Annotated in this window: 22 protein-coding genes, 1 tRNA gene and 2 riboswitches; of the genes, 9 read left to right on the plus strand and 14 right to left on the minus strand. The window is 45.6% G+C overall.

All coding sequences use genetic code 11. The features are described 5' to 3' along the window. Positions 1-50: 50 nt before the first annotated feature. Positions 51-968: a hypothetical protein gene (locus BLT91_RS10095; protein WP_090820322.1), complete on the minus strand. Its 918-nt coding sequence runs from the start codon at positions 966-968 to the stop codon at positions 51-53. Between the two features lie 157 nt (positions 969-1,125). Here BLT91_RS10095 and BLT91_RS10100 point away from each other — a divergent pair. Continuing rightward, positions 1,126-1,199: transfer RNA gene (locus tag BLT91_RS10100), tRNA-Arg, on the plus strand. 120 nt (positions 1,200-1,319) lie between these two features. Beyond that, positions 1,320-1,512: riboswitch (cobalamin riboswitch) on the plus strand. A gap of 249 nt (positions 1,513-1,761) precedes the next feature. Continuing rightward, positions 1,762-1,962: riboswitch (cobalamin riboswitch) on the plus strand. A gap of 143 nt (positions 1,963-2,105) precedes the next feature. Further along, on the plus strand, positions 2,106-4,403 hold the full coding sequence (gene metE / locus BLT91_RS10105) for a 5-methyltetrahydropteroyltriglutamate--homocysteine S-methyltransferase (protein ID WP_090820324.1): 2,298 nt from the start codon (positions 2,106-2,108) through the stop codon (positions 4,401-4,403). A gap of 80 nt (positions 4,404-4,483) precedes the next feature. Here the strand turns inward: metE and BLT91_RS33500 are convergent, their stop codons facing one another. From BLT91_RS33500 to BLT91_RS10115, 3 genes are all read right to left on the minus strand, one after another. Continuing rightward, positions 4,484-4,615 carry a hypothetical protein gene (locus BLT91_RS33500; RefSeq protein WP_302847484.1) on the minus strand — a complete coding sequence of 44 codons (132 nt, stop codon included), beginning with the start codon at positions 4,613-4,615 and terminating at the stop codon, positions 4,484-4,486. Positions 4,616-4,770: 155 nt separating this feature from the next. Next, a complete protein-coding gene (locus tag BLT91_RS10110; protein WP_090820326.1) occupies positions 4,771-4,884 on the minus strand; it encodes a DUF4023 family protein in 114 nt (37 codons plus the stop codon). A 46-nt stretch (positions 4,885-4,930) separates the two neighbouring features. Continuing rightward, positions 4,931-5,287: a hypothetical protein gene (locus BLT91_RS10115; protein WP_090820328.1), complete on the minus strand. Its 357-nt coding sequence runs from the start codon at positions 5,285-5,287 to the stop codon at positions 4,931-4,933. A 176-nt stretch (positions 5,288-5,463) separates the two neighbouring features. Here BLT91_RS10115 and asnB point away from each other — a divergent pair, with 176 nt between their 5' ends. Then, positions 5,464-7,308, plus strand: a complete 1,845-nt coding sequence (asnB, locus tag BLT91_RS10120) for an asparagine synthase (glutamine-hydrolyzing) (protein ID WP_090820330.1) — start codon at positions 5,464-5,466, stop codon at positions 7,306-7,308. 55 nt (positions 7,309-7,363) lie between these two features. Here the strand turns inward: asnB and rdgB are convergent, their stop codons facing one another. The 3 genes from rdgB to BLT91_RS10135 form a co-directional block, all read right to left on the minus strand. After that, positions 7,364-8,011 (minus strand): RdgB/HAM1 family non-canonical purine NTP pyrophosphatase, encoded by a 648-nt coding sequence (gene rdgB / locus BLT91_RS10125; RefSeq protein ID WP_090820332.1) that lies wholly within the window; start codon positions 8,009-8,011, stop codon positions 7,364-7,366. Then, complete coding sequence (gene rph / locus BLT91_RS10130; protein ID WP_090820334.1) at positions 7,995-8,753, minus strand: ribonuclease PH; 759 nt, start codon at positions 8,751-8,753, stop codon at positions 7,995-7,997. Before rph ends, rdgB begins: the two co-directional genes overlap by 17 nt. Before the next feature lie 198 nt (positions 8,754-8,951). Then, entirely contained in the window at positions 8,952-9,998 is a 1,047-nt protein-coding gene (locus BLT91_RS10135; protein ID WP_090820336.1) for a GerMN domain-containing protein, read from the minus strand. A 270-nt stretch (positions 9,999-10,268) separates the two neighbouring features. Here BLT91_RS10135 and BLT91_RS10140 point away from each other — a divergent pair, with 270 nt between their 5' ends. Beyond that, a complete protein-coding gene (locus BLT91_RS10140) occupies positions 10,269-11,231 on the plus strand; it encodes a phosphatidylglycerophosphatase A family protein (protein WP_090820338.1) in 963 nt (320 codons plus the stop codon). A 110-nt stretch (positions 11,232-11,341) separates the two neighbouring features. Here BLT91_RS10140 and BLT91_RS10145 read toward each other — a convergent pair whose 3' ends face one another. Genes BLT91_RS10145 through BLT91_RS10155 form a run of 3 tightly spaced genes read right to left on the minus strand, consistent with a single transcriptional unit; the run spans position 11,342 to position 13,786 of the window. Further along, positions 11,342-12,319, minus strand: coding sequence for an MBL fold metallo-hydrolase (locus tag BLT91_RS10145; RefSeq protein ID WP_090820340.1), 978 nt, complete (start codon positions 12,317-12,319; stop codon positions 11,342-11,344). 10 nt (positions 12,320-12,329) lie between these two features. Further along, positions 12,330-13,061 carry a class I SAM-dependent methyltransferase gene (locus BLT91_RS10150; protein WP_090820342.1) on the minus strand — a complete coding sequence of 244 codons (732 nt, stop codon included), beginning with the start codon at positions 13,059-13,061 and terminating at the stop codon, positions 12,330-12,332. Positions 13,062-13,099: 38 nt separating this feature from the next. Next, positions 13,100-13,786 carry a DUF6483 family protein gene (locus BLT91_RS10155; protein ID WP_090820344.1) on the minus strand — a complete coding sequence of 229 codons (687 nt, stop codon included), beginning with the start codon at positions 13,784-13,786 and terminating at the stop codon, positions 13,100-13,102. Positions 13,787-13,980: 194 nt separating this feature from the next. Here BLT91_RS10155 and BLT91_RS10160 point away from each other — a divergent pair, with 194 nt between their 5' ends. The 5 genes from BLT91_RS10160 (at position 13,981) to BLT91_RS10175 (ending at position 16,188) form a co-directional block, all read left to right on the plus strand. Then, complete coding sequence (locus BLT91_RS10160) at positions 13,981-14,202, plus strand: helix-turn-helix domain-containing protein (protein WP_028556998.1); 222 nt, start codon at positions 13,981-13,983, stop codon at positions 14,200-14,202. Positions 14,203-14,415: 213 nt separating this feature from the next. Further along, positions 14,416-14,601, plus strand: a complete 186-nt coding sequence (locus BLT91_RS10165) for a hypothetical protein (protein WP_090820346.1) — start codon at positions 14,416-14,418, stop codon at positions 14,599-14,601. A 110-nt stretch (positions 14,602-14,711) separates the two neighbouring features. After that, positions 14,712-14,879 (plus strand): hypothetical protein, encoded by a 168-nt coding sequence (locus BLT91_RS32290; RefSeq protein WP_217635201.1) that lies wholly within the window; start codon positions 14,712-14,714, stop codon positions 14,877-14,879. Beyond that, complete coding sequence (locus tag BLT91_RS10170) at positions 14,848-15,927, plus strand: Lhr family ATP-dependent helicase (RefSeq protein WP_141224968.1); 1,080 nt, start codon at positions 14,848-14,850, stop codon at positions 15,925-15,927. The genes BLT91_RS32290 and BLT91_RS10170 overlap by 32 nt, the downstream gene beginning before the upstream one ends. After that, positions 15,928-16,188: a hypothetical protein gene (locus BLT91_RS10175; RefSeq protein ID WP_090820349.1), complete on the plus strand. Its 261-nt coding sequence runs from the start codon at positions 15,928-15,930 to the stop codon at positions 16,186-16,188. A gap of 7 nt (positions 16,189-16,195) precedes the next feature. On the opposite strand, the gene BLT91_RS10180 is transcribed toward BLT91_RS10175, so the two are convergent. The 4 genes from BLT91_RS10180 to BLT91_RS10195 form a co-directional block, all read right to left on the minus strand. Continuing rightward, a complete protein-coding gene (locus tag BLT91_RS10180; RefSeq protein ID WP_368086788.1) occupies positions 16,196-18,301 on the minus strand; it encodes a molybdopterin oxidoreductase family protein in 2,106 nt (701 codons plus the stop codon). A 66-nt stretch (positions 18,302-18,367) separates the two neighbouring features. After that, a complete protein-coding gene (gene nirD, locus BLT91_RS10185; protein WP_254776869.1) occupies positions 18,368-18,718 on the minus strand; it encodes a nitrite reductase small subunit NirD in 351 nt (116 codons plus the stop codon). Positions 18,719-18,743: 25 nt separating this feature from the next. After that, positions 18,744-21,167 carry a nitrite reductase large subunit NirB gene (nirB, locus tag BLT91_RS10190; protein ID WP_090820354.1) on the minus strand — a complete coding sequence of 808 codons (2,424 nt, stop codon included), beginning with the start codon at positions 21,165-21,167 and terminating at the stop codon, positions 18,744-18,746. A 246-nt stretch (positions 21,168-21,413) separates the two neighbouring features. Then, positions 21,414-22,655, minus strand: a complete 1,242-nt coding sequence (locus BLT91_RS10195) for a nitrate/nitrite transporter (RefSeq protein WP_090820356.1) — start codon at positions 22,653-22,655, stop codon at positions 21,414-21,416. Between the last annotated feature and the right edge of the window lie 261 nt (positions 22,656-22,916).

Here is a 22,916-nt window from a genome sequence, read left to right on the forward strand (position 1 = left end):
CCATTCTATTATACCATATAACATTTTCATTTCAAGGCAGCTTTCTTACCTTATGATGGATCTGGATTAAACTGCTTCACGAACGTATGCAGCACATGGTTAGCCCGCTTCCATTGAAGCTTCATGGAATCAACAATCCCGTAATTGTCTAGTAATTCTTCACGGTTCACCGTGCCAAACAATTTCTCCTGAAGAATAGCATGCAGTGCAGACGCCCACACATCAACTGCACCTTCCTCCGCTTTTTGTAAATCTGTATAGATCGCTGTCCCATAGGCATAGGCCAGGAATTCCTGCCAAGTCTGTTTTGCAAAATAAACAAAATCTGGCTGGCTTATCTCACTAATGTCCCCTACTCTGCGAATCATATCACGAATACGTAATGGAAACTCTTCGGGGCCCATCGGTGTCTCTTCGATCTCTACCAAGATCTTCTCCCCATTCTTTGGAAACTCAATAAATCCATGCTCCCCCATCTGTTTGAGTGCTTGCAGCGCTTTGAACTGAATGTGAGGGTGCCGCGGCTTCTCGCAAAGCCAATCCTTTACACCTTGACTAACTTCAGGTTGATCAATAAAAGCCAGCTGGTCTAAAGCATTAACTTGCTGCTCCAAAGTACCTTCTTTTAGCATATTCTGCAGCTTAAGCGCATAGGCTCCGTCATCTGCCGTCTTTTCTTGTATGTATTGGCGTAATAAATCCTCTTCCTCTACTTGGTCCTCTTCGGTTTGAGGCGTCATGGGAAATAGGGTTTCCGGAAACATGGTATGCAGCCAAATCCGCAGCGCTTCCCATTGTTCGGTTTTGTGAGGGTCAACTGCCGGAAATTGCAGTAAAAATGTTAGCAGCTGGAGCGCATCACTATACTGCTCTGTTCGTAGAAAACGAGTCAGCTCCTCTTCGTAATATTGTTCTGTTTTCGGAAAAAGAATTAAATTATTAATGGATGGGTCTGTTATGGTGATCACCTCAGAAATCTTGGTCTCGCTGGTGACAGTTTACTTGATTGTCCAGATGATTGCAAAATAAACATTCAACATAGGGTTGACTTCACTTTAATCTATGTGATAATATAACTCTTGCTTCGCTAAACGGATCGCATCCGCAAGGTAAGAAGAGGTCTATGTCTCAGTAGCTCAGCTGGATAGAGCACACGCCTTCTAAGCGTGCGGTCGGGGGTTCGAATCCCTCCTGGGACGTCTTATATTCACTACTAAAGAGATCACAACACATCGTGGTCTCTTTTTTATTTCTTTGAAAAAGTTATCTTCGATGATGCTGCGAATCTCTCATATTGTGTTATAATCTTTTCAATTACATATTTTTCGAATAATTGAGGTGCCCTTGCATGCAGCAAGGGGTAACAGGGAATCAGGTGCAAATCCTGAGCGGTCCCGCCACTGTATTCGGGGAGCTTCTTTCTATCAATGTCACTTGATGAACAATCAGGGAAGGCTGAAAGAATACGACGATCCGAAAGCCAGGAGACCTACCTTCATTTATGCACCCAGAAACCTTCGCGGAAAGGAGCGGTGTACGTTAAGTCTTTCGACATTTAGCTTTTGTTTGTCGTTTATTCGAACGTACCCACGACCAATCCATAAGGATTGGTCTTTTTTTGTATTCAGATTACTATGTATGAAGAAGGGAAATCTTTGTTCATTAATCAACATCATCATAAAATCGGGCTGCCCAAAACGTTATCACAAAAAAACTTTGCATAATTATAATATATCATGTATATTTATTCAAATTAAAGAATTGCATATTGTGGGAATAGGTTCTCTGGTCCGTCAAGTAATAACCAGAGCTTAAAAGGGAAGTTCGGTGCAATACCGACGCGGTCCCGCCACTGTAACAGAGGAATCTACGCTATTACTGCCACTGATCGGAAGATTGGGAAGGCCAGCGTTTGATGATGATTCTGGAGCCAGGAAACCTGCCTATTCTGACAGCACTGCTTTACCTACGGGAGATAGGGAGGTGTTAAAGATAGCAACCACTGTATATACGTACACGGGGTATCTTTAACCTTTATTAAACAGGTTAAAGATACCCCTTTTTATTCCGACCAAACCAAAATTAATTAGGAGGCATCAAACAAAATGAATACAATCTTAAGCAGTAACTTAGGGTTCCCAAGAATTGGAGAAAACAGAGAATGGAAAAAAGCTTTAGAGGCTTTCTGGGCAGGTAAACTCGAAGAAAGTGATTTCATTAAGCAAATCGAAGAGATTCGCCTCAATAATCTTAGATTGCAGCAGCAAAAGGGAATTGATCTCATTCCAGTCGGCGACTTTAGCCTTTATGATCATGTGTTGGACACATCGACGATGTTTGGTATTGTACCTAAACGCTTCTCTTATGAAGGCGGTGTGGTCCCCCTCTCCACCTACTATGCGATGGCTCGAGGAACTCAGGGTGCTGCAGCATGCGAAATGACAAAATGGTTCAATACGAACTACCACTACATTGTGCCAGAATTGAAAGAAGTCAAACCCGTGTTGACGGTAAATAAACCATTAGAGGCTTATCGAGAGGCTAAACAAAAGCTTGGCATTGAAGGAAAACCAGTAATAATTGGACTATATACGTTTCTCAAGCTATCTAAGGGCTATAAATCGGAGCAAATCGATGATCTTATTCATGTATTTCTTCCTCTTTATTCGCGTATATTGGCAGAGCTTTCGCAAGAAGGTGTCCAATGGGTACAAATGGATGAGCCAATCTTAGTTCAGTCCTTATCGAAATCGGATATTAGCCGTATTCAGCATATCTATACAACACTTGCTGCAGCGGCTCCTAATCTCAAATTAATTGTTCAGACTTATTTTGATTCCGTCGAGCACTATCAAGATGTTGTTGCGCTTCCCGTTCACGCCATAGGTCTGGATTTCATCCACGGCTTGGAACAAAACTTGAGCAATATCCAGACCCATGGATTCCCGGCGAATAAGGTTCTTGGCGTCGGTCTCATTGATGGACGCAACATTTGGCAAGCTGATTTGGAACAAAAGCTAGAATTCCTTCAGGGTCTAGCGGAGACCGTGCCTTATGATCGCCTCCTTATTCAACCTTCATCCAGCTTGCTGCATGTTCCTGTCTCTACCCATAAAGAGAACAAGTTAGACCCCATATTGCGCGATGCGTTGGCTTTTGCTGAGCAAAAGCTAACTGAACTATCCATTTTGACCAAGGCACTAATCGAAGGCCAAGAATTCATAGCTTTGGAGCTCGCTAATAATCAGAAATCCCTCTCTGCATTGAATACTTCATCTTATAGAAACAAAGAAGTCGTTCAACAAGAAATAGCCCAATTAAACAGTCTACCATCTGCTAGAACTAGTAACTTTGCAAAACGTAGAGTTATTCAAGAGGAGAAATGGCAGCTTCCTTTCTTGCCAACTACCACCATTGGTTCCTTCCCTCAAACCATTGAAGTGCGCAATGCGCGGAAAAACTGGAGAAACGGTAAATGGAGCCCAGAACAGTATGAGCAGTTCATACAAGAGCAGATCGCAGAATGGATTAAGCTACAAGAAGATCTTGGACTGGATGTGCTCGTTCATGGCGAGTTTGAGCGTACCGATATGGTCGAATTTTTCGGAGAGAAGCTAGATGGCTTCGCCTTCACCTCGAATGGTTGGGTGCAATCCTATGGATCTCGTTGTGTGAAGCCGCCAGTCATTTTTGGCGATGTCGAATTCATTCAAGCGATGACCGTTAAAGAAACCGAATATGCCCAGACACTTACGGATAAGCCTGTTAAAGGGATGCTTACTGGTCCTATCACGATCTTGAACTGGTCGTTTGTCCGTAGTGATATAACTCGTGAACAAGTTGCCTATCAAATTGCACTAGCGCTTCGCCATGAAGTTGAAGCACTAGAACAAGCAGGTATCGAGATGATTCAGGTGGATGAACCCGCGCTTCGTGAAGGCTTACCTTTGAAGAAAAAAGACTGGCAGGCTTATTTGGATTGGTCCGTGCGCGCATTCCGCTTATCAACAGCTACCGTTCGAGATTCAACGCAAATTCACACGCACATGTGTTACTGCGAATTCCACGATATTATCGATTCGATTCGCGCACTAGACGCCGATGTGATCTCCATCGAAACTTCGCGGAGCCATGGCGAGCTCATTCATAGCTTTGAAGAACATACTTATGACCAAGGTATAGGCCTAGGTGTGTATGATATCCATAGTCCTCGGGTTCCTTCCGTTAACGAAATGGTAGAAATGATTGAACGCGCGCTTAAAGTGTTAGAGCCGGAGCTGTTCTGGATTAATCCCGATTGTGGTCTGAAAACAAGAGGGAAAGACGAAACAATTGCTTCGTTGCAGGTCATGGTAGAAGCTGCGAAGTTGTTCAGAGAAAAAAGAGCCAAACCTGCTTCCTAATTTAATTTGAAAATGCCCCATCCAGTTAGTTTTGGATGGGGCTTTTGGGTGCACTATTCACGGAATTCAAATTCACTATCTTAAACTGACGGACGATTAGGCTGGTGATGACCAGGCTCTGTTGAATCCAAATTGGACTGAATGCGAGAAGATTGCTTCGAGTGATCGATCGTGCTCTGTGTTTTTTGTTTCATACTTTTGTTTTTGCTCATAATGGGTTTACTCCTCCTGAAAATGAAATGATCACTCGATTAGTATGTAGAGATGCTGACTCAATTATGCTGTATAAAGTATCCATGTAGGACGAAGGACAAAGCAGAGCCTGTAAGGAAAACTCCCTACAGGCTCTTGTTTGGTGCCATTAGACTTAGTGCTTGTTGTTCGGCAGATTGCTGCCTGGCTGCTTATCACCTTGTGTCCTGAAATTCTTCTGGGCTTTCCTCTGCTTGTCATGCAGCTTGCTAATGAAGTGACTATCCATGAGCATTCGCCTCCTGAAGAAAGAATGGCACTACGTCTTTAGAATGTCACACAAGCTCTAAATTTAAACGCATGGCTAAATTTAGAATTGCGCCTCTTGCTTCTGCATCGGTTTTGACTTTTTCGTACAATTCCTCAAAGTTGCTGCGGTTTTGAATAAATTCGGGCTCCGTTTTGATCGCGGTTTGCGTCCAATTGATCAGAACATTTTCCGCTTGTGTAAGTTCATTGTAAGCACGATGCAAGCCAATTCGTTCAATAATTTCTTCCATTTCAGCCTGCCCAACTTCTTTTCCTGCCTCTTTTAATTCGGCAATTCGTTTGTCAGCTTGATTACTAATTTGCAAAAAATGCTCTCTGGAGGCCAAATAATCGATTTGTGCTTTGGAGTGCTTCTTTTTCATTGTCATCACCTTCGTCATTTAGTAAGTCAGAATTGGGTTTATTGTAACAGCCCTGTCCACAAAACACAAAAACTGTCTGAAAGACTAAGCCCATCCCTTTGGACAGACATTATATACCCCTATTTTGCATAACCTTTATCATCATGCTCTCTTCATAAAGAAAGGAAGGAACGTCTATGTGCGGAATAACGGGTTGGATAGATTGGCGGAAAGACTTGACCGGGTACCCGTCCATTCTAGAAAATATGACGGAAACGCTCCATTTGCGTGGACCAGATGCTTCAGGCACTTGGATTTCACAGCATTGTGCCCTCGGCCATCGGCGCCTTAGTGTAATGGATCCGGAGAACGGCGCTCAGCCCATGGTTCGGAAACAAGGAGACTACACGTACACGATTGTATATAATGGCGAACTCTATAACGCCCCTGAACTGAAAAAGGAGCTCGAACTTCGTGGACATCATTTCCGCACTACCTGTGATACCGAGGTGCTGCTTGTTGCCTTTATGGAATGGGGAAGGGCTTGTGTAGACCGTCTTAATGGTATTTTCGCTTTCGCAGCGTGGAATGATCAGGAGCAATCTCTCTATTTGGTCAGAGATCGGCTCGGCGTAAAGCCGCTTTTTTATTCTCATCAGAATGGCGTCCTTCTATTCGGTTCAGAACCTAAAGCCATACTCGCACATCCCGACTTCAAAGCTGAGGTTGGCGCTGAAGGATTGGCCGAAATCTTCGCAGTAGGCCCAGCTCGCACACCTGGACATGGAATTTATCGCAACATGTCTGAGCTAAAGCCAGGGCAATGCGCTGTATTTGACCGCAATGGCTTATCTATCCGAACGTACTGGAAGCTAGAAAGTCATCCTCACCCAGACGACATTACCGCTACGGCATTGCAAGTTCAACAACTGCTTAGGGACACATCTGAGCGCCAACTAGTCTCTGATGTGCCAATCTGCACCCTTCTTTCGGGAGGTCTTGACTCTAGCGCGCTCACGTCACTTGCCTCCGTTCATTACAAGGAAAGCGGTCATGGTGCTCTGCATACCTTTTCTGTCGATTACAAAGATAACGACAAGCATTTTAAAGCAAACATATTCCAACCGAATTCCGATGCTCCTTGGATTAAACGAATGACAGAGCACCTGGGAACAGAACATCATTATATTGAGTTCGATACACCAGAACTTGTGGAATCACTGAAAACAGCCGTTTTTGCCCGTGATACACCAGGGATGGCTGATGTCGATGGGTCCCTTTATTTGTTTTGCCGTGAAATCAAAAAGGAAGCCACGGTTGCAATCTCAGGTGAAGCGGCCGATGAAATTTTTGGAGGATACCCTTGGTTTCACAACGAAGAAGCCTTGGCAGCCAATACGTTTCCTTGGTCTCTTAAATTGAATAATCGGGTCGATCTGTTAGCGCCCGATCTCGTTGATTGGATCAAGCCTGTTGAGTATGTCAGCAATCGATATCAGCAAGCTTTGAGTGAAGTGCCGCGGTTAGCTGGAGAAACTCAGCAGCAAAATCGAATGAGGGAAATGTCTTACTTAAACATTACCCGGTTCATGCCAACACTCCTCGATCGCAAGGATCGCATGAGTATGGCCGTCGGCCTTGAAGTTCGCGTCCCCTTCTGCGATCACCGCCTTGTCGAATATGTATGGAATATTCCCTGGGAAATCAAAACGTCAGGTGATCGGGAGAAAGGGATTCTGCGCAAAGCGCTCAAAGGCGTTCTTCCTGAGGATGTGCTAACTCGCAAGAAAAGTCCGTATCCTAAGACACATAATCCCAACTATTTAGCAGCTGTGCGAAAATGGGTTCTAGAAATTCTCGATGACCCTAGTTCACCCTTACTACCCTTCATCGATGTGAAAAAAATTCGTGCACTCGCCAGCTCGGAGACGAATGACTTTGATCTTCCATGGTTCGGTCAATTGATGACAGGACCTCAATTATTCGCCTATTTGGCACAAGTTGATACTTGGTTACGAACCTACCAAATATCCATTCGCTAAAATAAAAAAAGGCCTGTTATCCACAGATGAAGTGGAAGCAGGTCTCTTTACTTTATTAGTCGCTTTGATCAGGAAGCCTGTCCAAAAACAAGCGTAAAGCTTTGGCTCGATGACTCATCTCATTCTTTTCTTCCATTGTAAGTTCCCCCATCGTTCTTTCTAGAGCAGGAATATAAAACAATGGATCATAACCAAAGCCGCTCTCGCCACGTTCTTCACCGATAATGTAACCACGGCAAGAATCCTCCGCTTCAATCATTTCATTCGCTACAGGGTCGATGAGTGTGAGAGCACAAACGTAGGAAGCTTCACTAAGAAGCTTCGGGTGCCCATCATCAGTAGGCATTCCTCCCACAGGTGCTGCGTTGCTCAAAGCTTGCAGCAGCTTAGCATTATTGTCCGCATCCGTTGCATTCTCTCCGGCATATCTAGCCGAGTAAACACCTGGTTCACCACCCAAAGCTTTTACACACAAGCCGGAGTCATCGGCAAGAACGGGCACATGGAGATGTGCCGAAATGATCTGCGCTTTAATCCGTGCATTTTCAGCAAACGTCGTTCCGCTCTCAATAATTTCAGGAAGATCTGTATAGTCCGCCAAGCTGCGAACTTTGTAGCCTTTTGCTCCAAAAAGTTTCGCAAACTCTTTTACTTTGCCTTCGTTACGTGTTGCAATGACGACGATATTACTTTGTAGCCGCATGTTGTACACCCCGAATACGATCAGCGATCGGCCCTAGCACTTTACATTGCTCTTCAATCATCGTATGGATGCCTGTTTCAGCAAGAGCTAGCAACTCATCCAGTTCCGTACGGGAAAACGGTGCATCCTCACCTGTACCTTGAATTTCTACAAATTGACCTTGCCCTGTCATCACGACATTCATATCCACCTTAGCTTGTGAATCCTCTTCATAGTTAAGATCCAGCCGCGGAGTTTGACCGATAACACCAACACTAACTGAAGCCAGAAAGTCATTAATCGGGAATTTAGACAGATTTTTGTCTGTAGCCAGCTTATTCATAGCAAATGCCATCGCAACGAAAGCACCGGTAATCGAAGTCGTACGGGTACCGCCATCTGCTTGAATTACATCGCAATCAAGTGTGATGGATCTCTCGCCTAATGCTTCCAAATTAACAACGGAACGAAGCGCTCGTCCGATTAAACGCTGAATCTCCATCGTACGTCCGCCAAGCTTACCTTTGGCAGCTTCACGCTGATTTCTCACCTGTGTAGCACGCGGCAGCATGGAATACTCGGCTGTTACCCACCCTTTTCCTTGGCCTTTCATGAAAGGAGGGACGCGCTCTTCAATCGTTGCAGTACAAATCACCTTGGTATCCCCGACCTCAATAAGCACCGAGCCTTCTGCGTGTTTTATATAATGAGGGGTAATTTTCATAGGACGCAGTTCTTGATTCGTTCTTCCGCCAATTCTCATAATGTTGTTCTCCTCCTGTTGCTTCCATCAGATGCTTTGAGTACCTTACGCCCCATTGTAACAAAGTAGCCAGGGAAAAGCATCCTAGTCAAGAACAATGTAATGGGAACAAGGTGATTATGCTGAGAAAACCCCTAAGCAAACGCCTTGTCAATGACAATGCTTTTGCATAGAGGTCTTTAGAACGGAGCAAGCTTCTTACAGCTTCGCCGGATTAATATGAGCAGGTCTAGTCACAGGCTTGCTATAGTTTTGACTATCAGTCGAAGTGATTTTCACAGCGCCGTCCACTTTAATTTGCACTTGTTTATACCCTGTGTTCTCTGTTAATGAAAGAATAACGGATTGCAAGGCATCAGCGGATGCTTTCTGATCTGCACCAAGAATTTTACTGGAGAAATCAACCGTAATTAATCCCTCGGACGGCTTAATGCTCTTCACTTCGGTGGTTGCGTTCAGAACAGCAGCCAGCCCTTTTTTCTGATCAGGCCCTTTGATCAACTGATCGACAACCGCTTTGGCAACATCATCCGTTCGTTTGACGAGCCTTGTAACAGGTACATAATATTTGTAATTTTGATCATTTTGATTCAAGAAATACAGTGTAACCGGCGTAGATTGCCCAAACTCGGCATCTTCTGCCTTCTCAAGATTAATACCCATTGAACGCGCAAGAGGCGTGTCCAGCGGCGTCTTCCCTTTCGGCATCTCTTTCAGATCTTTACCATCCACACGCAGCTGTACTTTCTCTACAGATGGGAAGTTCGTCAGATTCCAAGTGATAGCCTCTAGAATTTTTCTCTCATTCTGTTGATCATACGTTAGAAACTCCTTTGAAAAATCAACGATGGCACGCTTATCTGGTGTGACATTCAAACTAATCACTTTCGTACCTTTCGGTAACAGTGCCCCAAAGCCTGATGGAAGCAGGCTTGTAACCGGACCTCCATCCACCATGTATTCGAGTGTTGTTTTTGCAACAGACACTGTTTTCGGTAATCCTAAACTGAGTGGCGCAACGAAGCCTTTGGCATCTTTCACATAAACCGTCATCTGTGATGAATTGTCTTCGATCATATCGATCGTAACTGCAGCTGATGTCGTCTTCATGTCTGCTTCCGCACCCGTTTTCGGAGGTGCATCGATGTCACTTTTCTTCCCAGTGCCCAGAACCGAACATCCCGTGGTCAGCAAGGCAATCACCCCCGCGATAGCGGCTGAACGAATCCAATGTTGATGTTTCATTTGCTTATTTCCTCCTTCGAGTTTTCGCAGAAGCTTACGTCAGAAGCATCTGCCCTGTATTTTCTTTGCATGGCCTGTACATTGCTTTTTCGTATTATTATGTATACTAGGCTTTGTCCGATTTATAACTACTTTTTGTCCACATTTTTAAAAAACTGCTTTCAGCGAAATACCAGCCTTTTTCCCTGTATATACTTGCTTTTTTTGGCATCTAATACGGATATGCTATACTTGTAAATATACAGATTCAACCTAACTGGAGGCACTGTGATGAGAACATTCCTCAAAGACAAAACACTCATTTTCAACGAATTCCGTGATGAAGTTTTCAGTCACTATTCCCAGGCTGTCATTGAAGAAGCCGTTGCTCGCTTGCTCGTCGAAATCAAAGGAATCAAGAAAATTCCGTATGATTTGATCACATCAACCCTGCTAGGTGTATTAAGCAAAACAGAAACCTATAACGTCATGTCCACGCTCTTGGAGCTGCAAAAGAAAATCAAACATGACTCCGAGCTGCTCGCTAGTATGAAGGATCCTGCGTATAATGTTCATCGCACCATTGCCATGTCTATCTGTGGTCTATATGGCAGCGGAGCCATCTCTCTTTTTGGATTCATGGATTGTAAATTCCGCTTCTTCTTTCCGACCAAACGTCCTAAATCTTTTATTTCCAAAGGGATTTGCGCCATTGTCGCGTCAACGGCAAGTGTGATCATTTCGGAGAATGTAAAAGAGGATTATACCGAACGTAACCTGGCTATGTTGGCGTCAAGAGGCGTGGCACTAGAGGATATGGTTGATATTCTCGATACACTTCAACGGCCTTACAATCCAGATATGGAGCGTAGTCTTTGCGAAGAACATGTCCTTGCCGTGTTACGTAAACAGCAAACGTTCCACGCACTTCAACTGGCGATCAAAATTGATACAGCCGTCGAAAAAGGAGAATTTAATCCACAATACAATCATATTGTCGGACAAGACGAGGGGCTTTTCGGGGTTGATGAAAGCATAGCAACTGCTGTTCCACTTATGTATGGGACGATCGCTCTCACGAATTTCGGTTACCTGGATAAAGAGAAAATCGGAATTATCAAAGACCTTGATAGTGATCATTCCGAAGGAAAATGCAATACGTTTATTGATGATATGGTATGTGGGATTGTAGCCGCAGCTTGCGGTCGATTAGCGCATAATGATATTCCTACTTATAGTAAGCCTTTGAAGTGATGTCGTTCCAGAAGGCACATATAAGTTGGAGCTACGCCCGCACAAAAAGTTTAGATCTCTTAATTAAATAGCCTCCAACCACTAACTTACGGTTGGAGGCTATTTGTTAATTACTTCGATATCACTATATATTGAATGAGCTCGGCGGCAGGGTCTACTTGCCGGATGCGCCCTTCCGTTTCCAGCAGGATGAGGTGAGCAATCGTCTCCGACAGCGCGAACCTCATCTGATGAATGCTGAGCCGTTCGCCAAACGTCGCCCGACATACATCATAAGCGTTAAGCGGCGCGCTTAGCTGCCCTTCCATGAGCGCAAGCCGCTCATGATGATGGCGCACCAGCTCCTCTGCGCGTGCGCCAAAGCCTGACCATGGCTCCCGATGACCCGGGTAAGCCATCTTAACCGGCAGCCTGCCGATCTCCTGCAGGCTGCTGAGGTACGCGCCGAGCGGGTTCTCTTCCACCTGCGGGAGGAAGGAAACGTTCGGCGATATTTGCGGCAGGACGTGGTCGCCGCAAAAGATCACCTCAGCATCGGTGTCGTAGAAGCAGAGATGACCCGCGGCGTGGCCGGGGGTCTCGATGGTTTCGTACACGCGGTCCCCGAGGCGAACGGGCCCTTCTCGCAGCAGCGTCACCTCCGGCTGCGGCGAAACCATCTCGACGAAGCTATCCATATGCTTCGTCATCTCAATCAGCCCGGCCTCCGGGAAGCCGTTCCGGGCGAAGAGCGTCAAGAGCAGCGCCGACATCGGCTGCTCTGGGCCCCACAGGAGCTGCACCTGGGCTAGGCCGGTCTCCGATAGGAGAACCGGCGCGCCCGTGCGCTCCTGGAACCAACCCGCCATCCCGTAGTGATCGGGATGGTGGTGGGTGAGCACGATCTGCTCAACGTGCTCAAAGGCGATCCCGCATTCCTGCAGCACCTGCAGCCAGAGCGCCTCCGCGTCAGGGGTGTGAAGCCCCGGATCGATCACGGTATACCCGTTGCTGCCGCGAACGAGGTATGCATTCACCCAACGCAGCGGAAAAGGCAGCGGGACTTTCACTTGCGTAATTTCGTCTGTATGTGCAGTCACAAAGTTCATTTCCGAGTATTCATCCTTCCTTATGCCCTACAAAAATCAACCGACTCGATGTTTCAGCCTCATAAGCCTGCCCATCATAGCCGCCATAAACGTTATCAATATGTAAGCCGGCTTTATCCAGCATCATCTCAAACGCAGCCCGATCATATAGCTTAACCTGTTCTAGATAATGTCGGTCAGGCGCACCTTTTTGCGAAATCACAATCCGTTTACGCACACAGCCATCTTCAATGACTCTTGTTTCACGAATCAGCATATCTTCTTCTGTCCGATCCGATTGAGGAACGAGATGCTCCTGCACATAACCCGGATTCAGAAAATCAATGATGAAACGGCCGTTTTCTTTTAGAAGCCGATACATTTCATGGAGCACCTTCTCATTTTGTTCATCATTATCAAAATAGCCAAATGAAGTAAACAAATTCACAACAGCATCGAATTGCCGCTCGAGCGGAACTTTGCGCATATCTCCATGCAGCCACTTTACCTGCTTGCTATTGTCTAGATTTACCGCCTCATTCAAAAGTACCTCGGATAGATCGACACCTGTTACCTCGTAACCAAACTCTGCCAGCGCCATCGAATGTCGGCCCATGCCGCAGCACAAATCCAGTACTTCTGCCCCTTGCTTCAGCCCTAACCAATCAATCATTTTTTTCACTTCATGGTAAGCGCCTTGTAAATCACGGTGTTTATAAACTTTTAAATAATCATCCCCAAAGCTCTCTTGGTACCAAGCCATTACTTCACACCTTCAATTTCTATTATTCTAATTAAGAGTTAGGAATTTTCAAAAGAGTGCAGTTTTTGCTTTACAATACGCAACCCATCAAGCGCTTCTTCTTTGCTAAAATTACCTGCTTGTAGTAATTCTTCTTCCATTTCCAGCAGTTTTTTATAAAATATAACACCTTGTTCGAGTACAAGCGATTGGTCGGGATGGTCTTCTATATAATGAAACAGCACGTCCTCTACCTTGGCGTAATTACCCTGTTTCTCATAATGCGCGAAGAGCAGCGTCTTGATATCTTCTGGGATGATCCATCCTTGAAGACGTTCCAGGCTATGGATCATACGTGTTGCGATTTCCTCGTTCACTTCATCCTTTGGTTCAACCTCTGATGAAAGCGATAGGTGAAGAAGCAAATCAACGGATTTGAGATGAGCACGGTACGCCTCCTCGGTCTGCCCATGCTGCTGAAGCATATCCCCCTGGACTACGAACATATCGCTGAGCACCATCGCTTTAGCTGTATCCAAATTGCCATGATAGGACAATAATTCTAGAATATCCTTACTCGACAACGCCTGAAGAGAGCGAATGTTTAGCCCCAAAAGATGGCGGCTCGCCTCATCTAACAGCTGCTGGGCATCTTCCAGCGGGATATGTTCCTTATTAAAAAGAATCCGATGCAGTATCACGGTCATTTGCTCGATCTGCCGCATAAAATAATCACGCTTGAACATAAGAAGAGCCTCCTTTGCTCAAAAAAATACCTTATTTTAGCTTACCATGCCTCGGGAGGAAACTCAAAAACGGATATCGCCTATTTTTAAGCTTATACCGCACCATTGGCAACAGCCCTTCATAAACTAATTTTGACTGTATCCCTTAACCTTGTATTTCCCAATACCCGAGCAAGGAGGGGTGACACACATCCATGGGCAGCGACCACAAAAACAAATTTCTACTTACGAACCGCGAACGCGAAGTATTCGAACTTTTAGTGCAGGACAAAACGACAAAAGATATCGCACAGCAGCTTTTTATAAGTGAAAAGACTGTGAGAAATCATATATCTAATGTCATGCAAAAGCTGAACGTAAAGGGTCGTTCACAAGCGGTTGTAGAACTGATCAAGCTTGGGGAATTAAAGATCTGATTCCGTCAGCAAAAGGGATCCATGTAAGCCTTCGAGCCTCCTGTTGGAGGGATTCGGGGGCTTTAATGTTTATTGCTTATCTAATCTGAAATTAGCAAATCAGTATCGGGCAAAATATTGAAAGTTTTGTTAACCCAACATTTCGACAACAAGTGACCTCAAGCATAGACTATGATACATTTACAAATCTTCCTTAGGAGGCTATTATGCTAAATGGTTGAAGTAATGACTGATCAAAAAAATATTTTTTCACTTTCAACGCTTCTGAATATAGAACCAAATATTCTGCTTAGACTCTGCAGTTATATTGAGTCCAGAGGTCATCTCTTTACTAAATCAGAAGAGGGTACCCTTCAATTTAATGATAGAGATATTGCTGTTATCTTAGCCCTTTATTAAAGGGCTTATTTTTTTGTTAGAACCTCGGGTATGAGTGCGAATGTTAACTTCATTTAAACTGTCATATTTTGATGGAGGATTCAGAGGCTCTTTAGGTTATTTGTTTGGTGATGGCCCCACAATATGCTATGTTGGAAGAAATTGTGAGCAAGGGAGCGAACGTAATGACCGAAAGTGCACTGGATTTATCTCATTTTCATCCCATTCTGAAGGAATGGTTTTCTTCCCGTTTCGGTGAACCCACCGATGTGCAGAAGCAAGCTTGGAAAGAAATATGATCTGGTACACATACCCTCATCTCTTCCCCTACGGGCTCAGGTAAAACACTGGCAGCATTATTGCCTTGTTTGGACGGACGGCGAGGGTATCTCCTCGTTCACCTATTTGGCGCATATGCCGCTTAGGCGTAAACCCACTGACAGAGCTGATGTTCCCGGTATGGATCTGCTTCGTGAAATTATTGAAGATTTGCAAGGCTTCTTCCTACCTGTTTCACACTGGGAGTCCATCTTATTTCCGACTCGTCAGCTATCGTACCGCAAACAGGACCTGGACACTCTGTGCTCTTCAGGTGAAATTGTTTGGATAGGCCGCAAAGAACCCAAGGAGAAAGAAGGCCGCATTGCCTTCTTTCTGGCGGAAAGCAGCACTCTTTTCGAGCCCTGCCTCGCCATCGTTAACCATAGACCTGCCTCACACCCTGAGCTTCTTCGTCTATTACAGGAAAAAGGAGCCATCTTTCTTAGCAAACTAGGTATTGAAACCGGGCGGCCTCCTTCCTCATTATTAGAGGAATTGTTCCAATTAGTATGGGATGGGCAAGCTGCCAATGATCAATTCGCTCCTCTTCGACTTCATGCCGCTGGAATTTCTAAGAAACAGGATAAATTCAAGTCAGGTCTTGGTCGTTGGTATTCTCTTGACACGCTGCTTAGCCCCGCCTTTGATAAGCAATCGTCCGCCATGCAGTGGACACATCATCTGTTAGCGCGTTTTGGCATCATCACCAAAGATCTTGTCTCTGGCCTGTGTCCATTTCCATGGGAAGCCATTCAGACAGCACTTCGTCAGTTGGAAGAGTGGGGACTTGTTGTTCGCGGTTTTTTTATTACCGATTTACATGCTCTGCAATTCGCAACCAGAGAATTCATTGCTCTCCTGCACCAACATGCAGCTAACACGCCCGAGAGTCAGCAAAAATTCAACCTATTAAGCGCTGCTGATCCGGCTAATCCCTTTGGATTACTACTCCCATGGCCTGAAGTTACAGGCATTTCGTTCTCTCGGAAAAGCGGTAATTACTTAGCCCTCAAGGGCAACCAATAGTTGTATTGGATCGAAAATAATGGCAAGCGGATTTATCAACTTGAATCAATAAAAAACCCGAACGGCGATCAAACGACCATCGTAAACGAGTTGAAAAGTATGTTCCGTCAATTCCTTAAACAACATCAGCTGCGTAAAATCGTCATTGACACTTGGAACGGTGTACGTATCTCCGAAGCGCCCGAACAGGAATATTTTAAGCTTCTAGGCGCAGAAAAAGACCGCACCAGCTTAGTTCTTTGGCCAAGCCAACTAAGCTGAGTGCGGTCTACACACGTTCCACTTTAACTGCACAAATTTTAAACTCGGGCATCCGACTCGTTGGATCCAGCGCATCATTCGTTAATAAATTGATCGAATGCTCATCGCCCCAATGAAAGGGTACAAATACAGTACGAGGCTGAATGCCTTCCGTCACTTTGACTGCGAAGATTAAGGATCCACGACGGCTTGTAATACGGATCTTGTTATCCAGACCCAGACCGATTCGCTTAGCGAGCCAAGGATGAATCTCGGCTACGGGAACGGGAGCCTTCTTATTCAATGCTTTCGTTCGACGTGTTTGTACGCCGCTTAAATAATGATTCGCAAGTCGCCCTGTTGTTAGCACAAAAGGATAATCCGAATCGATTGGTTCTGCCGGCATTTTCGGCTTAATACCAAACAATCTAGCTTTGCCATCTGGGTGATGAAACCGATCCCCGAATAACTGCGGCGTTCCTGGGTGATCAGGAGCTGGACAAGGCCAGAATATGCCTTTCTCCTCTTGAAGTCTTTGGTATGTAATGCCGCTGTAGTCGGCTTTCCCTCCGGCCGTAGCAGCCGCTAGTTCGCGAAACACTCCTTCAATACCTGCATATTGAAAATAGGCGCCACGCCCCAACGCTTCCGCTAGCTGACATATAATTTGGTAGTCAAGTTTACTGTTCCCCGGCAGCTCCATCGCTTTCTGCCGGTGGAACACACGACCTTCCAGATTGGTCATCGTGCCTTCCGCTTCAGCAAAAGAAGACCCTGGTAACAAATAGTGGGCATAACGTGCCGTTTCAGTTTCGAACATGTCAACGACAACAAGCAATTCCAGCTTTTGCAGCGCCCGCTCTACCATTCGGTTATTCGGGCTGGATACAAGTGGATTCGATCCAAGGACGATTAGAGCCTTGATTTCGCCTTGATCTACCTTTTGCAGCAGCTCATAGGCGGAAACTCCTTTGCCGGGCAGGTCACTCGGATCGATTCCCCATACCTTGGCAACATGCTCACGAGCAGCCGGATCTTCAATTAAACGGTAGCCTGGAAGTTGGTCCGCCTTTTGTCCATGCTCGCGTCCGCCTTGACCGTTGGCTTGGCCGGTTACTGCACCGTAGCCGCAGCCTTTGCGCCCTATTTTACCGGTGACCAATGCCAAATTAATATAATTCAGTGTGTTCTCTACACCGTTCACTTGCTGTTCCAAGCCGCGTGCTGTAAGCACAATCCCTGTCTCCGCCTTAGCGAATCCACGAGCAATGGTACGAATAACAGCTTCCAGAACACCGGTTAGCTCCTCCACTCTGGCTGGCGTGAAAGGCTGAACCGTTTCCTTCAACTGCTCGAAACCAACCGTACGTTCTCGAATGAAACGATCATTGAAGAGCTTCTCCTCCACCATGACATGCAGGAGTCCGTTTATAAACACGGAGTCGAATCCCGGTTGTATACGCACATGGATATCGGCTGCCTTCGAGGTCATCGTATTCCGCGGATCGATCGTAATGATCACAGCGCCTTTTTTCTTCGCTTCGAGTAAATAAGGCATCATTGTCGGCTGGCATTCAGCAATATTCGTACCTGCGAGAATAATATATTTAGCATTCGGTATTTCCGTTAAAGGCATCGTCATCCCGCGATCGATTCCGAATGCTTGATTACTGGCTGCCGCCGCTGAAGACATACAGTATCGGCCATTGTAATCAATAAATTTAGACCTCAGCGCTACACGAGTGAACTTTCCAAGCAAGTAACAAACTTCATTAGTTAATGATCCGCCACCGTACACACCAATTGTATCAGGACCATACTCAGCTTGCAGGCCTTGGATACGCTGAGCAATGTCATCAAACGCGTGATTCCATGTTACGGATTGCCACCGACTCGGTTCACCCTCTGCCCTGGCCAAGGGCTCGAGAATCCGATCAGAATGAAGCACATGATCCAGTGCGTTCAATCCTTTCTGACAGAGACGGCTAGTCGCTACAGGAAAATTCGGACTTGGTTTAATCGTGAGACCTGACGTCTTCTCACCCGGAATAATCTCCAGTCCGCACTGCATGCTGCAGAAGCAACAATGGGAGGAGGGTTGTTCTGTAGGCAATGTTAGTATTGGTGATTTCAATGCGTCCCACCCCCGATGATAAAGCTCTCTTTAGAGTTTTAATTATACTTTGTGGTCAAAATAGCGTTAGCAGGCCATTTCTTTTTTTATCGGAAATCCAATAAACACCGTTCCTTCATGAATTTTCGTCGAATACGTTTGTACGCAGCCTGTATCCGGAGCCTGAACAAGACCGGAAGGAAGGTGAATCTTGCGATCATGCATCGGACAGAAGATATGATCATCACATACAATTCCTTCAGCAAGGACGCCCTCTTTATGGGGACAACGGTTCTGAATCGCTTGAAGCTTGCCGCTTTTCAACTTGAAAAGTGCAACCTCTTCCCCTTGATATCGAATTGTTTTCCCTGTGTTTACGGCTAAATCCTCATAAGAAACGGCCTGCACCCAAATCATATGCTCCTCTTGTGTTTTCATAGTCTGCTCCTCCTGGGCGATTTAATTAATTAAGCTCTACGACTTCATAAAGGTCACGCTGAATTTTTTTGCTATCAATCGCTTGTTTCCAAGGGTCCTTCGTCACAGAAAGCGCAAGATCCATCCGAGCGCACAATTGTTTGCGTTCTTCTTCATTTTCTACCACTTCACGAATATGCCCGATACCAAGTCGGTACACCCACTCACTTGTGCGCTCACCATATTTACCTGTTTCGCGGTAGTACTGCAAGTAAGCTTCTGTATATTCGATAATTTCTTGCTCTGTTTTGACGGTAGTCAAGAGGTCGCCAACGCGTACCTTCACACCGCCATTTCCTCCGGCATACAGCTCCCAACCGCCATCTACCGATACAACCCCTAAGTCTTTAATGCCTGATTCCGCACAATTTCGAGGACATCCCGATACAGCTAGCTTTACTTTGGCAGGTGTGTTCAAGCGTTCAAAACGTTTCTCCAGCTCGATCCCTACGCCCATCGCATCACCTGTACCAAATCGGCAGAAGGTTTCACCCACGCACGTTTTTACAGTACGCAAGGCTTTACCGTAAGCATAACCAGAAGGCATATCCAGGGCTTCCCACATCGCTGTAAGATCTTCTTTCTTCACACCTAGCAAGTCGAGACGCTGTCCACCAGTAAACTTCACTGTGGGGACATTGAACTGTTCAGCTACTTCTGCAATCCTCTTCAACTCAGCAGGATTCGTTACACCGCCATAAATCCGTGGAACAACCGAATACGTACCGTCCTTCTGGATATTGGCATGCATACGTTCATTTACAAAACGTGAGGTACTATCGTCTTTATAAGTTTCAGGGCTAACCATACCCAAATAATAGTTGAGGGCAGGACGGCATTTCGAGCATCCTTCTTCATTTTTCCAACCAAGCACGTTCATCACTTCACGAACATGAGATAAACCTTTTTCACGAATCGCTGTAACAACCTCATCCCGTGTATGGTCTGTACAAGCGCAAATCGACTCTTTAGCTGCGTTCTTATCATAGGAAGAACCTAATGTAAAAGCCAACAAATCACTTACCAGTGGCTTACAACCACCGCAAGAGCGGGAAGCCGTCGTACAATTTTTGACTTCGTCGACTGTGGTTAATCCTTGATCCTTAATTGCTGAACAGATGGTTCCTTTGGTGACGCCGTTACAACCGCAAATAATCGCATCGTTTTTCATTTCAGCAACACCCGATGCCGCTCCACTGCCACCCGAGGCATCCGTCAATATCGCCGTTTTCCCCATGCCGCTAATATCGGTTTCTTCCCGAATCATTTGCATTAGCCTCGTACCATCCGACGTATCTCCGAAGAGAACCGCACCGATGATCTTATTGTCTTTAATCACTACTTTCTTATAGACGCCGGTGAATTCATCATGAATGCGAATGGCTTTCGTTCCTTCCGCATCGCCGAACTGTCCACCTGAGAATACATCTACACCGGATACTTTAAGCTTCGTATAAAGGATGGATCCTTCATAGGGTCCCGTCTCCAAGCCCGCCAAATGTTTAGCAAGTACAGCACCTTGCTCGTAAAGAGGCGCTACCAGTCCGTATGCGATACCTCGATGCATGGCGCATTCTCCAACCGCATAGACATTCGCAATACTCGTTTGCAAATAATCATTCACGATGATGCCCGGATTGCACTCAACGCCAGCCTTCTTCGCGAGCTCTACATTTGGACGAATACCTACGGCCATCACGATCAGATCTGCCTCAGCAACGGTACCATCTTTGAATTTCAAGCCAGTCACCCGCTTGTCACCTATGATTTCTGCTGATTGCTTCTCGAGCAAGAAGTTGATACCTTGCTCTTCAAGCGCTGCTTGCAACATTTTGGAAGCCGTTCGATCAAGCTGACGCTCCATAATGGTATCCACGATATGAACAACATCCACTTTCATACCTAAGTTAAGGAAGCCCCTTGCTGCTTCTAATCCAAGCAAGCCCCCACCAATAACGATCGCTTTTTTATACTTTTTAGCGGACTCGATCATGATCTCGCAATCACGAATGGTCCGGTAAGCCATAACCCCTTCTTTATCAGCTCCAGGCATTGGAATCATAAAGGGGTTAGACCCTGTGGCCAAAATTAATTTATCATAGGAAACCGTTAGCCCTTTATCGCTCGTTACCGTTTGCGCGGTCGTATCAATGTCAGTGACCGTCTGGTTTATATGAAGGGTGATGTGGTTGTTCGCATACCACTCATAGGGATGAATGACGATATCCTCTACTTTGGAATCTCCGGCAAGTACGTAGGACAATAAGATTCTGTTGTAGTTCGGATGCGGTTCACTGCCAAAAATCGTAACCTCATATTTATCAGGTGTAAGTTTAAGTAAATGTTCAACTGCGTTAACGCCCGCCATTCCGTTTCCGACCAGGACCAACTTCTCTTTTTTGTATGTCATTGTGATCATCCTTTCCATCCGTTTCCTATCAAGAAGTATTGATTTTGGTAAAAGTGGGCCATTCGGGAACTGACGTCCCCAAATGACAAAATTGGGATATGGAGCTTGAGTAGTTCCAATTGAACTACCAAAGACGGTTAGTCGTAAACGTCTTTGCCCATGCAGCCTGAACACGCAAGCTGCATGAGCAAAAGCTTTTACGCTTATGCAACTGACCATTCACGATCAGCCGCCCCAGCCTATTACTTAGGCATGCACACTATCCAAAGATGCCGGTGTTGCCTTCACTTTACCGCCTTCGCCAATCCAACTGCGCTTCCATTGTCCTTGTACAACGGCAATCAACAAGAGACATATAATCGCAATACCACTCAAGATTAGAAAGCCTGGTGTGAAAGAACCTGTCGCTAGTTTCAAATTGCCGAGAATTTTGGGCAAGAAATAACCGCCCAAACCGCCTGCTGCTCCAACAATTCCCGTTATAACACCAATTTCCGTCTTGAAACGCTGCGGAACGAGTTGGAAAACCGATCCATTCCCCATACCGAAAGCCATCATGGCGATGAAGAGCATGACTGTTGTCATGGTAAGAGAAGGAAGTGTAGAGATTCCAGCCATCATCAAACCGACAACGCCATAAAGTACCATCAGCATCCGAATACCGCCTATTTTATCAGCAAGCCAGCCGCCTACCGGGCGGAAGAAGCTTCCACCGATTACGCATAAGGTAGTAAAATCAGCGGCACGAACCGGTGATAAACCGTATTGGGTATTGAAGAAAATGGTTAAATAAGATGCCATACCAACGAAACCGCCGAACGTCACACTATATAAAATGCAGAACAACCAGGAATCCTTCTGTTTCAATACTTTGCCATATTCAGCAATTGTTTTCGGTGCCGGTTTATTGGGACTATCCTTCGCCAACACGCTAAAGATGATAAGCGTTAGCGCAATTGGAATCATCGCGATCCCAAAAACAACATGCCAATCACCATAATGTTGAGCAATTCTGTTTGCAAACAAAGTAGCGAAGATCGTACCGCTATTCCCCGCTCCTGCAATCCCCATCGCTAATCCTTGATACTGCGGCGGGTACCAGCTGCTGGCGAGTGGCAGTGCTGCTGCAAAACTTGCTCCCGCAATACCGAGCATCAATGCCACGAAGTACATATCACCCATCGTGTTAGCGAACTGCCAGCCCCAGAATAAAGGGATTAAGGTTAACGTCAGTCCGATTTGTCCAGTAAGCTTAGGACCTATCTTATCTGTCAAAACACCTAGTACCAGTCTTAGCACCGCTCCCCCCAAGGTAGGTAAAGCAACGAGATTCGCCTTTTCTGCAGCGTTCAAATGAAAATCATTAGCCAGAATAACCGCTAATGGTCCAAGAAGAACCCAAACCATGAAGCTCATGTCAAAATACAAGAATGAACTGAACAATGACCCTTTGTGTCCTACTTGCATAAAGCTTTTCCGATCAACCATGCTTTCCCTCTCCTTTTATGAGGCTTTCCGCCTTCTTTTTTTCCTACCCAAACGTGATTCTTTGACAGAAAAGGCCGACAAACATACCCTTACACGCGCGGGATGTTTATCGGCCTCTTTGCCACCGCTGCCACATCATCGTGAACAGCATGTTAGATGATATTCGGTAAATAGAACATAAATAGCCCATCCGGTTACGTATTTGTAAGGGGATAGGCGCCATTGCCTTCGTCAGAGGCACATCATTGTGCCGATTTCTAA

Source organism: Paenibacillus sp. yr247 (genome assembly GCF_900103825.1).
Taxonomy (GTDB): Bacteria; Bacillota; Bacilli; order Paenibacillales; family NBRC-103111; genus Paenibacillus_E.